The sequence below is a fragment of the Bacillus sp. FSL K6-3312 genome (assembly GCF_038007485.1).
Classification (GTDB): Bacteria; Bacillota; Bacilli; order Bacillales; family Bacillaceae; genus Bacillus; species Bacillus pumilus.
Map to the genome: position 1 here is coordinate 237541 of NZ_JBBOXI010000001.1, position 12222 is coordinate 249762.

General features: G+C 42.1%; 12 protein-coding genes. 10 read left to right on the plus strand and 2 right to left on the minus strand.

What is annotated here, in order from left to right; all coding sequences use genetic code 11:
* Positions 1 to 153: 153 nt before the first annotated feature.
* The 5 genes from MHI11_RS01370 (at position 154) to MHI11_RS01390 (ending at position 2774) form a co-directional block, all read left to right on the plus strand.
* Positions 154 to 612 carry a MarR family transcriptional regulator gene (locus MHI11_RS01370; protein WP_340960241.1) on the plus strand — a complete coding sequence of 153 codons (459 nt, stop codon included), beginning with the start codon at positions 154 to 156 and terminating at the stop codon, positions 610 to 612.
* A gap of 111 nt (positions 613 to 723) precedes the next feature.
* Complete coding sequence (locus tag MHI11_RS01375; RefSeq protein WP_282063102.1) at positions 724 to 954, plus strand: hypothetical protein; 231 nt, start codon at positions 724 to 726, stop codon at positions 952 to 954.
* The gene (locus tag MHI11_RS01380; protein ID WP_340960242.1) at positions 951 to 1412 is read left to right on the plus strand and encodes a DUF523 domain-containing protein; all 462 of its coding nucleotides are present in this window, start codon (positions 951 to 953) and stop codon (positions 1410 to 1412) included. The genes MHI11_RS01375 and MHI11_RS01380 overlap by 4 nt, the downstream gene beginning before the upstream one ends.
* Complete coding sequence (locus MHI11_RS01385) at positions 1413 to 1865, plus strand: DUF5301 domain-containing protein (protein WP_340960243.1); 453 nt, start codon at positions 1413 to 1415, stop codon at positions 1863 to 1865.
* Between the two features lie 81 nt (positions 1866 to 1946).
* On the plus strand, positions 1947 to 2774 hold the full coding sequence (locus MHI11_RS01390; protein ID WP_044139194.1) for an aldo/keto reductase: 828 nt from the start codon (positions 1947 to 1949) through the stop codon (positions 2772 to 2774).
* A 50-nt stretch (positions 2775 to 2824) separates the two neighbouring features.
* Here the strand turns inward: MHI11_RS01390 and MHI11_RS01395 are convergent, their stop codons facing one another.
* Complete coding sequence (locus tag MHI11_RS01395; protein ID WP_340962272.1) at positions 2825 to 3898, minus strand: iron-containing alcohol dehydrogenase family protein; 1074 nt, start codon at positions 3896 to 3898, stop codon at positions 2825 to 2827.
* Between the two features lie 189 nt (positions 3899 to 4087).
* Between MHI11_RS01395 and trhO the strand changes: the two genes are divergently transcribed.
* Positions 4088 to 5056 (plus strand): oxygen-dependent tRNA uridine(34) hydroxylase TrhO, encoded by a 969-nt coding sequence (trhO, locus tag MHI11_RS01400; RefSeq protein ID WP_268508185.1) that lies wholly within the window; start codon positions 4088 to 4090, stop codon positions 5054 to 5056.
* Between the two features lie 343 nt (positions 5057 to 5399).
* On the plus strand, positions 5400 to 7019 hold the full coding sequence (locus MHI11_RS01405) for an APC family permease (RefSeq protein WP_340960244.1): 1620 nt from the start codon (positions 5400 to 5402) through the stop codon (positions 7017 to 7019).
* Between the two features lie 34 nt (positions 7020 to 7053).
* Here the strand turns inward: MHI11_RS01405 and MHI11_RS01410 are convergent, their stop codons facing one another.
* Positions 7054 to 7254: a hypothetical protein gene (locus MHI11_RS01410; RefSeq protein WP_106066568.1), complete on the minus strand. Its 201-nt coding sequence runs from the start codon at positions 7252 to 7254 to the stop codon at positions 7054 to 7056.
* Between the two features lie 185 nt (positions 7255 to 7439).
* On the opposite strand from MHI11_RS01410, the gene licT reads away from it, so the two are divergent.
* From licT to MHI11_RS01425, 3 genes are all read left to right on the plus strand, one after another.
* The gene (licT, locus tag MHI11_RS01415; protein ID WP_106066567.1) at positions 7440 to 8276 is read left to right on the plus strand and encodes a BglG family transcription antiterminator LicT; all 837 of its coding nucleotides are present in this window, start codon (positions 7440 to 7442) and stop codon (positions 8274 to 8276) included.
* Between the two features lie 235 nt (positions 8277 to 8511).
* Positions 8512 to 10371 carry a beta-glucoside-specific PTS transporter subunit IIABC gene (locus MHI11_RS01420; protein ID WP_003217262.1) on the plus strand — a complete coding sequence of 620 codons (1860 nt, stop codon included), beginning with the start codon at positions 8512 to 8514 and terminating at the stop codon, positions 10369 to 10371.
* A gap of 19 nt (positions 10372 to 10390) precedes the next feature.
* On the plus strand, positions 10391 to 11812 hold the full coding sequence (locus MHI11_RS01425) for a glycoside hydrolase family 1 protein (RefSeq protein WP_265209015.1): 1422 nt from the start codon (positions 10391 to 10393) through the stop codon (positions 11810 to 11812).
* Positions 11813 to 12222: the final 410 nt, after the last annotated feature.

The following is a 12222-nucleotide window of genomic DNA, read 5'->3' on the forward strand; positions in this document are numbered from 1 at the left end:
GAGGAGATGTGACATCATAGGTCATCTAGTAGAAAAGTACATACACCATTTTCAGGTCTGATGGCCTGTTCTTTTTATCACACTGACATTTCTTTTGACTCCTATCTTAATTATTAGTACCATTTTATTAACCAGTTAAGAGTGGAGGTTCAGATGGAGACTAAAGAGCAGATTGTATTAAAAGCGATTCAAGATCTGATTATTCATAGAGAAAAGAGAAGGAATGATCCAACAGATCCACTGATTACCACGACTGATACACTCAAGCAAGATTGGACACTCACACAGCTTCACATTTTATCAATGATTCAAGCAAATTCAAACGAATCAAATAATACATTTCTTTCTCAACAACTGAAACTATCAAAGCCCGCTATTACAAAAGCTGTGAAAAAACTAATTGATAAAGGCATGGTGGACTATTGCCACCGGCAAGGGGATAAAAAATCTGTCTACTATTCATTGACAGAGAAAGGCACGCAATTGGCGGCGCTGCATGATGAATTACATGAGAAAGCTGTCGCGTCCTACTTAGAATTTCTCCAGCAGTTTCATGAAGATGAATTACAAGTGATTGAGCGCTTTTTGAAGGCTTGGAAAGAAAAGATATAGATTACAAAAACCGAAACCATCGTAGAAAATGAGATGATTTCGGTTTTTTATATGGTAAAATTAACATATATTGACGTTATTCGTGATCATGTTAAAAGGGAGGGAGTTTCTTTGGGGAAAGAAATGATGGAAAATTTTAAAAAGTACGTATTCATTATGCCATTCGTGGGATTGTTTGTCAGCTTGATATTATTTGTTTATTTTTTTGGTATTGCAGGAGCTGGAGAACCGATTTGGGCTGCTGCTTTGTATTGTGCTCTGCCCTTTTTGGTGAACACGATATGTTTTTTGCCATTATGTATTTATTTTAAAGTCAGAAAAAATAGTGAGGAACATTCATGATTGTGGTCAGCTCTTGTCTTGCTGGGTTGAAGGTCCGGTATAATGGTAGCCATCGATTAGATCAGCGAATCGAAGAGCTTGTGCAGGAAGGAAAGGCTGTGGCAGTTTGTCCTGAACTGCTTGGCGGCTTCTCTACGCCTAGACCTCCCGCAGAAATCATTGACGGAGATGGACATGATGTTTTACGGGGGCAGGCTGCTGTTGTTGATGTGCATGGAACTGATGTCACAAAGATGTATGTCAAAGGTGCGAAAGCGGCGCTGGAACAGGTTCAGTCTCTGAAAGCAACAGCGGTTGTGCTAAAAGAGTACAGCCCTTCTTGCGGGAGCCGGATGATTTATCAGGGAGAGTTTAACGGTAAGACAAAAGCGGGAGATGGTGTGACGTCAGCTTTGCTGAAACAGCACGGGATTGAAGTGTTCTCTGAGGAGGATGATTGGATGTCGTTGTTTCAATAGGTGTGGCGAATAGAAGGAGGAGTTAGGCTGAAAAAGTGGATCATTGGTGTAGTTGTAGTCATTTTAATAGGAATTGGTATATATTTTATGATCAATGCCAAAACGTACTCATTTAATGATGTGGTCTCGATTGATCAAAATAAGGTGACTTCGATTCAAATTGAGCATGATCATAAACGTGTTGTTTTAGACAAGAAAGAAGACATTCAAAAGCTGTTGAAGGAACTTTCAGATGTGACATTAAAGAAAACCAATGAAGCCAAAAAAGCCAAAAAAGCCACAAAAGAGTCTTATTGGATCAGGGTTTATGAGAATAAGAAGGAAACATACGGTCTGACATTCTATGATCAGGCATATTTAGAGACATATGATTTTTCTAAAAAGAAAGATCAAACAAGCGAATACCAAATCGTTGACGCCAATCAAGTCGATATAGGACAATATATCAAATAACACCAGCGAAAATTCATGCATGATCAATCAAAAATTTGGGTATAGTCCTTGGTAAGCAAAAATGAAGCGGAGGTTTGTTTGATGAGTGGATTAACAGATACAGTCACATTAGCAAACGGAGTAAAAATGCCGAAGCTAGGCTTCGGTGTATGGCAAGTAAAAGATGGGGATGAGGCTGTAAATGCAGTCACAGACGCTCTTGAAGCGGGCTACCGCAGCATTGATACAGCAGCTGCCTATCAAAATGAAGAAGGGGTAGGCAAAGCCATTCAGCAATCAGGCATCTCTCGCGATGAGCTGTTTATTACGACAAAGGTGTGGAATCGTGATCAAGGCTATGAATCAACACTTGAAGCCTTTGAAACAAGTATGAACAAGCTAGGGTTAGATGTATTAGACCTTTATTTAATTCATTGGCCAGTTGAAGGTAAATATAAAGATACTTGGAAAGCACTAGAGAAGCTGTATAAGGATGGACGCGTTCGAGCCATCGGTGTGTGTAACTTCCATCAGCACCATCTAGATGATTTATTAGAAGAAGCAGAAGTTGTGCCAATGGTTAATCAAATCGAGCTGCATCCTAAGCTGACGCAGGAGCCTTTACGAGACTACTGCAAGGAGAAAGGGATTCATGTAGAAGCGTGGTCACCATTAGGCAGCGGGAAGCTGCTGAACCATCCTGTTCTTCAGGATATTGCGAAAAAACATGACAAATCCGTGGCTCAAGTCATTCTTCGCTGGGACTTGCAGCATGGTATTATCACCATTCCAAAATCTGTGACGAAGAGTCGAATCATCGAAAACACACAAGTCTTCGATTTCGAGCTGTCCGCACATGAGATGGGCGTCATCGATCAGCTCAATGAAGATGAGCGCACAGGTCCAGATCCAGATAACTTTGATTTTTAATCGAAAGGAAAGCACAGGTGGGATGCCTGTGCTTTTCTTATTGAACGATTTTATGAGGCTGATACGTTTTCAATGACTTGAATGGCGTCGACAATTTGCTCTTTGGAATAGTCTCCAATCAAGCAAAAGGTTTCGTCTATACGTGCAGCATGGCTTGCCACTGTTTCTGCGGCTTCTTCCAGCTGAGCTGTGATGCCAAGCTCACGCATATTTCTAGGTAATCCGAGTGTTTCATAAAGCTCAAGTAATTCTTCTACTTCGCTCATTCGATTTTCTGCGGCAAGCTGAACAAGAATGCCATAGGCCACTTTTTGACCATGTAACATATGGTGCGTTTCCTCAATAAACGTCAATCCGTTATGGATGGCGTGGGCTCCTGCCATTCTTCCGTAGCGTCCTCCGTAGCCGCCGACCGTGCCAGCTAATGTAATAATGGTATCCGTTACATCTGCAAATGCTTGCGAAAGCTGACCCGTTTGCAAGCTGTGGATAGCTTCTTCGCTATGGGAAACAAGAATATCCCTCACGTATACCGCCTGTTTTAGTGCTGCATGCACCATGAGCGGCAAGGAATCCTTTGCATTTCGAATAATGGCTTCCGCTTCATACCATTTGGCCAGCGTATCTCCAATCCCACTTTGAAGGTAGGAAAGAGGAGACGAGAGCAAAAATGTATGATCAATGAGCGTGAGGTAGCTGGACCGTTTATGGTAATCGACTCTCATGAAATTCCCCTTGTCATCATAAATGACGCTAAGAGGTGTAGATGCAGCACATGTCCCCGGGATAGTTGGAACCATGATGACTTCAATTTGAAGAGCCTCTGCTACTGACTTGGCGGTGTCTAAAATCGTGCCGCCTCCAATCCCAATCACCACATCTGCCTCTTTCAGTTCTTCTGCAATTCGAGTGATTGCATTGGGTGAACTGTATCCTTTGTGCTGAACAACAGGCCAATATGGCGGAAGCTTTGTGTACTGTGAAAAAGCATGAAATGAATCATATCCCGTCACGACAGCGGGCGACTGGAAGGATGGAGAAACAAGTGAATCGAGTTCATGATAAATGCCTTTTTGAGAAATAAATTGGTTTGGACCGCTTCTGACGATATCTTCTGGCTGGATCATTGCGTTCTGCTCCTTTACAACATCATATTTGATAAATCATCTCATTTCACAGAAAGTTCTGTCAAATATGAGAGGAAAGACCCTTCCGTTTTATGGAATTGAGCCGCTGTCATTGCCTTTAGGTATGTATTTCCTGTATGATAAAGAACGGTATGTTCTCATTAAATTTAAGAGGTGTTTATATATATGGAAAAACAATATCGTGTCTTACTTTACTATCAATATGTCCCCATTGAGGACCCAGAGACGTTTACAGCAGAGCATCTAGCATTCTGTAAGGAGCTTGGTTTGTTAGGCCGTATCCTTGTTTCATCAGAAGGTATAAACGGGACGGTTTCAGGAACTCTTGAGCAAACGGATAAGTACATGCAAGCATTAAAAGAAGATCGGCGCTTTGCGTCTATGCCGATCAAAATTGATGAAACAGATGGTCATGCGTTTAAAAAAATGCACGTCCGCCATCGAAATGAACTAGTGAATCTGAGCCTTGAAGATGATGTGAACCCGTTAGAATTAACAGGTAAACATCTTAGCCCGGTTGAGTTTTACGAGCAAATGCAATCACCTGATACCGTTGTGATAGATGCACGTAATGATTACGAGTTTGATGTCGGCCACTTTAGAGGGGCAGTTCGTCCTGATATTGAGACATTCCGCGAATTACCGGAGTGGATTCGTGACAATAAAGAGATTCTTGAAGGGAAAAAAATCCTGACGTATTGCACAGGCGGCGTACGCTGTGAAAAATTCTCTGGCTGGTTAAAGCGTGAAGGCTTTGAAGATGTCTCTCAGCTTGACGGCGGAATAGTCACGTATGGAAAAGATCCAGAAGTTCAAGGGAAGCTTTGGGATGGTCAATGCTATGTGTTTGATACTCGCTTAACAGTGCCCGTGAATCAAACAGAGCATGTGGTTGTCGGAAAAGATTTCTTCACTGGTGAGCCTTGCGAGCGTTATGTGAACTGTGCAAACCCTGCATGTAACCGCAAAATGATTGCAACAGAAGAAAGCGAGCATAAATATATGCGCAGCTGCAGCCATGAATGTCGTACGAGTGAACGTAACCTTTATGTGAAACAGCACAATCTGTCTGAAGAAGAAGTGCAAGAAAGACTAGCTGTGATTGAACAAGAACAAGCGATCTCACAAGGATAGAGGGAACCCCCCTTTATCCTTTTTTTTATTCATGATAGGGCTCAGAAGGAAGAGGGATTCATTTCCTCTTTCTTTTTTGTTTAGTTTTTTTCAAAATAAGGGTAAAGGTAGTTATTCAGTCTAATAGATTGAATCATTGAAAAAGCGCTTTCTTAAGAAATAAGCATGTTCGACTATTTCAGAAAATGGAGAATTGAGAGATAATAAAACAGGCGAAAAAATGAACAAGAGTAAAGATTTAGTTGAAGAAATATTTGTTAATTGAATGAAAAGTGAGCTGCAATGAAAGAAAGGTGCTTACTTAGGCACATGCTTTGTAATTTAATCGAAAGGTGTTATGAACATGAATCATTTACATCGTAGAATGGGAACTTTCGCTTTAATGATGGTAGGTCTTGGCTCAATCATTGGTTCAGGTTGGCTATTCGGTGCTTGGCGTGCCGCTCAAATTGCAGGTCCTGCTGCTATTTTATCCTGGTTGATTGGGATGGTTGTGATTTTATTTATCGCTTTGTCTTATAGTGAACTCGGATCGATGTTTCCAGAGGCAGGGGGAATGGTGAAATATACGCAATATTCACACGGCTCTTTTATCGGGTTTATTGCCGCTTGGGCAAACTGGATCGCCATTGTCTCCGTCATTCCGGTTGAGGCGGTGGCTTCTGTCCAGTATATGAGTTCATGGCCTTGGGAATGGGCAAAGTGGACAAGCCATTTGGTCACAAAAGGGGTGTTGACGACAGAAGGGCTCATGGTCGCCAGTGTGCTTCTTGTGATTTACTTTATGCTCAATTATTGGACAGTAGGGTTATTTTCAAAAGCCAATACATTCATTACCGTGTTTAAAATTGTCATTCCAGGATTAACAATTGGTGCGCTCTTATTCGTAGGTTTTCATAGTGAGAATTTTACTTCTGGAACAAGTATTGCCCCTAACGGCTGGGCGAGTGTGCTGACAGCTGTTGCGACATCAGGAATTGTGTTTGCCTTCAATGGCTTCCAAAGCCCGATTAATATGGCGGGTGAGGCGAAAAATCCAGGCCGATCAATTCCGATTGCTATTGTTGGATCCATTTTGATTGCGACTGTGATTTATGTTCTTTTACAAATCGCCTTTATCGGTGCTGTCGATCCGTCCATGATTGTGAATGGATGGGGACATTTGAATTTTAACTCGCCATTTGCTGACCTTGCCATTGCGCTTGGGATTAACTGGCTGGTTCTGATTTTATATGCAGATGCGTTTGTATCACCTTCTGGTACAGGCATTACGTATACGGCGACGACATCCCGTATGATTTATGGAATGGAAAAAAACAAATACATGCCAAGTGTACTTGGTCGTCTGCACCCTATTTATGGCGTGCCTCGTTCAGCGATGTTTTTTAACTTAGCCGTATCGTTTATCTTTCTGTTTTTATTTAGAGGCTGGGGTGTACTTGCGGAAATCATTTCTGTTGCGACACTTATTTCTTATTTGACAGGCCCAGTAACTGTCATGACACTGAGAAAGACAGGGACAGATTTATATCGTCCCCTTCGAATAAAAGGACTCAGCATTATTGCTCCTCTCGGTTTTGTCTTTGCGTCATTGACGCTGTATTGGGCGAGATGGCCGTTAACAGGTCAGGTGCTATTCATTATTCTCATCGGTCTTCCGATCTATTCTTACTATCAAGCAAAAGCGAAGTGGAAAGGCTTCGGCCGCAACTTCAAGGCGGGTGCTTGGATGGTCGTGTACTTACTTGTGATGATGACGATTTCCTGCCTTGGCAGTGACAAATTCGGCGGCTATAACGTCATTCATTATGGCTGGGACATGGCTCTTATTACAGTGGTTGCTCTGCTATTTTATATGTGGGCACTCAAAAGTGGATTTGAAACAGAATTTCTAGAGGATGCGAAAAAAATCAATGATGAGCTGCGTACTTCTTCGCAAGAAGCCGCATCATCCAAAGAATAAAGGAACGGCTGCCTGAATATTACGGGCAGCCGTTTTATTTTGATAAATGATGCATCACATGCTGCCTCAGCCAAGTGGTGACACCGCGCAAAACGGCTGCTGTGACAAATGAGATGAGCATATACTTCCAAAGCTGATTCATGCCTTGTCCACTAAGCCAAAACACGATTCCTAGAAAGACGAGTGTGAATAGAAGCACGAATAAAAATGATGCAGACCAGAAAAAAGCCTTCACTGAAGGTCACCTCCTCGGAGTATTGTATGCAGGCAATTGAAGGATCAGACCAGCTATGACGGGGGAGAATTATGGTGAAATCTATTGCAAAAGTCAGATAAAAACACCAAGTGATTTGACAGTTGTGTTAAGATGAGAGCATATTTTGAGTGAAGATTGTGGTTCATAGACGGAGGTGTTTGGGGTTGCAGATACAAAAAGTTCTAAACAATAATGTCATTAGTGTGATAGATGAACAAGGAAAAGAAATCGTCGTCATGGGGAGAGGTATCGCGTTCCAGCGGCGACCCGGGGACCCGGTAGACGAATCGTTAATCGATAAAGTCTTTCGACTAGAGGATCATTCCGTTCATGAGCGGATGAAAATGCTGCTTCTGGAAGTTCCGTATGATGTGGTCAAGGTGACCGAAGAAATGATTCAATATGCACATACAAAGCTGAACCGAAGATTAAACGAAAGTCTGCATGTATCACTCGCAGACCATATTCATTACGCCATCGAACGATTGAAGAAAAATCACCTCATTGAGAATTCGCTCATTTGGGAGATTAAACGCTTATACAAAGATGAATTTCTTGTGGCAAAGGACTGCCTTGAGATGATTGAAGAGCGTCTACATATTGAATTGCCTGAGGATGAAGCAGGCTTTATTGCTATGCATATTATTAATGCAGAGCTCAATGAGGACATGAATACAACGGTCAATATCACAAAAGAAGTAAACGCCATTCTCACCATTGTGAAATATCATCTCAATATGGAATTTGATGAAGATTCGCTCAACTTTTATCGTTTTCTCACGCATTTACGCTTTTTCGTCCAGCGTCTGATGAACGAAACAATGCTTGTCAGCGAAGATCATGACTTGTATCAGCTAATCAAGGTAAAATATCCGAAGGCATACGAATGTGCAAAGAAAATCGCAGAATATGTCTATCAAACCTATCACCGAGATCTCACATCAGAGGAGATGCTGTATCTATCTATTCATTTGAATCGATTGATCAAACGAGAAAAATAAAGATAGTTTTTAAAAGAAAGCGTTGACATAAGAAAAGCAGAGTGGTACTATTTGCTCATAAACATAAAAGAATACGGTTTCACAATGATCGTCTTAGAGGATTGTGACTGTTCGGCAGGCAAAACCTAAACGTTCACTGAAAAAAGCGCAATAGCAGTTGCGACTATTTTTGGTGCCCGTTTAGGTTTTTATTTTGCCCAAAAACGTATTTTTTTGAAAAAAAGGGGGTTTTTGTATGAGTTATCGTCAATTAGCAGAAGACATTATCAAACACATTGGCACAGAGAAAAACGTTCATTCACTGGTCCATTGCGCTACAAGACTTCGCTTCACATTAAATGACCGATCAAAAGCAGACAAAGCAGCCATTGAAAAATTAAATGGCGTTGTAACTGTTATGGAAAGCGGCGGCCAATTTCAAGTAGTCATTGGCAATACTGTACCAGAGGTTTATCGAGAGATTGGGGAGTTTACAAATCTATTAGAGGATTCCACTTCTTCATCTGCAAAATCAGGGGGAGAGAGCACGAGTCTTTTCGGAAAATTCGTCGACATTGTCTCTGGTATTTTCACACCACTTCTCGGTGTCATGGCAGGTGCTGGTATTTTAAAAGGTCTATTAGGGATCTGTATCAATGCAAAATGGTTATCACCTGAAGATACGTCGTATCAAATTTTATTTGCTGCATCTGACAGCTTGTTCTACTTCCTGCCATTACTGCTCGCATTCACTTCGGCGAGGAAGTTTAAAGCGAATCCATTTGTCGCTGTGACGATTGCTGGTGCACTCATTTACCCAACCATTCAAGAGTTGTCAAAAGGCGGCGGAGATGTGACCTTCTTCGGTATTCCGGTCGTCTTAATGTCTTATACATCAACGGTTATTCCAATCATTTTGGCAGTGTTTGTCATGGGATATATCGAACGTTTCTTTAACAAAGTCATTCATGAAAGTGTCAAAAACTTTATTACTCCACTGATTTTACTTGTCACGGTTGTTCCACTGACACTCATTGTATTCGGACCATTTGGTGTGTATGCAGGGAACGGCATTGCCGCTGTCTTGCTGAAAGTATTCTCCTTTAGTCCTACACTTGCAGGTGCTTTAATTGCGATGGCATGGCAGGTTCTTGTGATCTTCGGTATCCACTGGGGTCTAGTGCCAGTGATTTTAAATAATATTGCCGTCCATGGAAAAGATCATATCAAGCCGGCGACTGCGCCAGCTGTATTTTCACAAGCCGGTGCTTCCATCGGTGTTATGCTGAAAACAAAGAATAAAAAGCTGAAATCATTGGCTGGATCAACAGCGGTTTCTGCCGTGTTTGGGATCACAGAGCCAGCTGTATACGGGGTCACACTTCGTTTGAAAAAACCATTTATTGCAGCCGTTATCTCTGCTGGAGTCGGCGGTGCGATCATCGGTTATTCACAAAGTATTGCGATTGCGTCAGGACTTCCAAGTTTACTGACACTTCCGATTTTCTACGGACAAGGGTTTACAGGGTTCATCATCGGAATCTCGGTATCGTTTGTTCTATCCATCGTCTTGACTTACTTGATTGGATTTAAGGATCCAGTAGATGAAGATGAAACGCCAGCACCGGTTGCCGCACCAACAATGGAAAACGAACATGGGGTCAAAGCAGCTCATGTGAAAAGTCCTTTAAAGGGTGAGGTGATCAAGCTAGAGGAAGTACAGGATAAGGCATTCTCATCTGGTGCACTAGGAAAGGGCGCAGCCATCATTCCATCAGAAGGCAAGCTGTTTGCACCAGTATCAGGAGTTGTGACAACGGTGTTCCCAACAGGCCATGCGTACGGTCTTACTTCTGAAAGCGGAGCAGAAGTGCTCATTCACATTGGACTTGATACCGTACAATTAGGCGGTCAGCATTTTACCCCGAAGGTCGTACAGGGGCAAACCATCACAGAGGGCGAATTGCTTGCGGAGTTTGATATTGAAGCCATCCAAGCTTCCGGCCTGTCCGTCACAACACCAGTGATTATTACCAATTCAGGTGAGTTTAGCGATATCATAGAAACAGAAGAAAAACAAATCACACCAGGACAATCATTTTTACATCTCGTTTAATCAAGAGGAGGAAAAAATTATGAGATATTCAACACTAGCACCATTTCCAAAGGACTTTTTCTGGGGCGGATCTACTTCCGCCTATCAAGTAGAAGGTGCGTGGAACGAGGATGGCAAAGGGCCTTCTGTCATTGATATGAGAGCAAGTTACCCTGAAGGAACAACAGATTTTAAAGTCGCAAGCGATCACTATCACCGCTATAAAGAGGATGTGAAAATGTTTGCAGAAATGGGTTTGAAGGCTTATCGCTTCTCTATTGCATGGACACGGATCATTCCAAATGGAGATGGGGAGATCAATCAAAAGGGGATTGAATTCTATCATTCTCTCATCGATGAACTGCGCCGCTATGATATTGAACCAATCGTGACGATGTATCATTTTGATCTGCCTCATGCACTTCAAGTAAAAGGCGGTTGGTCAAATCGTGCGACAGTAGATGCGTTTGAACGGTATGCAAAGGTTCTATTTCAGGAGTATGGTCAGAAGGTGAAATATTGGCTGACCATTAATGAACAAAACATGATGATCTTACATGGATCAGCGCTCGGTACACTTGATCCAAATTTAGAAAATCCGAAAAAAGAACTGTATCAGCAGAACCATCATATGCTCGTCGCTCAGGCAAAAGCCATGACGCTTTGTCATCAAATGTTGCCCGAAGCGAAAATTGGACCAGCGCCAAACATCGCGCTCATTTATCCGGCTTCTCCAAAGCCTGAGGATGTGCTTGCTGCGGCGAATTACAATGCGATCCGCAACTGGCTTTATCTTGATATGGCTGTGTTCGGGCGTTATAACAACCTTGCTTGGGCGTACATGAAAGAAAAAGACATTCTTCCTGTCATCGAAGAGGGAGATATGGATATTTTGAAAAGCGCGAAGCCAGACTTCATTGCCTTTAACTACTACACCTCTCAAACGGTTGAAGCGAGTAAAGGAGATGGCAACGACGAATTTGCACGCGGCGGAGATCAGCATTTGAAATCAGGTGAAGATGGCGTTTACAAAGGCGGCAACAACCCATTCTTAAGCAAAAATGCGTTTGGCTGGGAGATTGACCCTGTCGGTTTCCGTTCAACGATGCGCGAGATTTATGACCGCTATCAGCTGCCGCTTATTATCACGGAAAACGGACTGGGTGCTTTCGACAAGTTAGAAGAAGATGGTTCAATCCAAGATGATTATCGAATTGATTATTTAGAAAAGCATATCGAACAAATCAAATGGGCGATCACAGACGGCGTCGAGGTCTTCGGATACTGCCCGTGGTCCGCTATCGACTTAATCAGCACACACCAAGGGTGCTCCAAGCGCTACGGATTCATCTACGTCAACCGCGATGAATTTGACCTAAAAGACCTGAAGAGAATTCGTAAAAAGAGCTCTTACTGGTATGAAACATTAATTCAGCAAAATGGAGAGAACATCGGGGAGTAACAAATAAAAAAGCCAATCACCTTATGCGGCCGGTTGGCTTTTTTTCGTTCACTCTATTGGCAAGATTATATTGTTCGAGTTGTTCTAGAATGATAGTCTGATTTTAACAGCCTAATAAACTGCTTTCTTTTATAATCCGAAGAATATCACAATCCATTTTGCTGTTTAGAATGCTACATCAGGTGGTAGGCCAGCTTGTATAAAATTGCGCTACTTTGTAAAAACCTGATTTAGCTTTCTTTGCATATTTCTTGCCTATTACTTTCGATAAGGTTTTTTCTAAATATGTGCCTGACTTGCGAAGAGCCTGAACAGCAAGTTTTTTTGCTATTGAAGTGACGATATTTTTAGTTTGGGCTTCTTTAGATTGTGGTGGGAATATCTTGCACCATTGTTTAGGACCATATGCA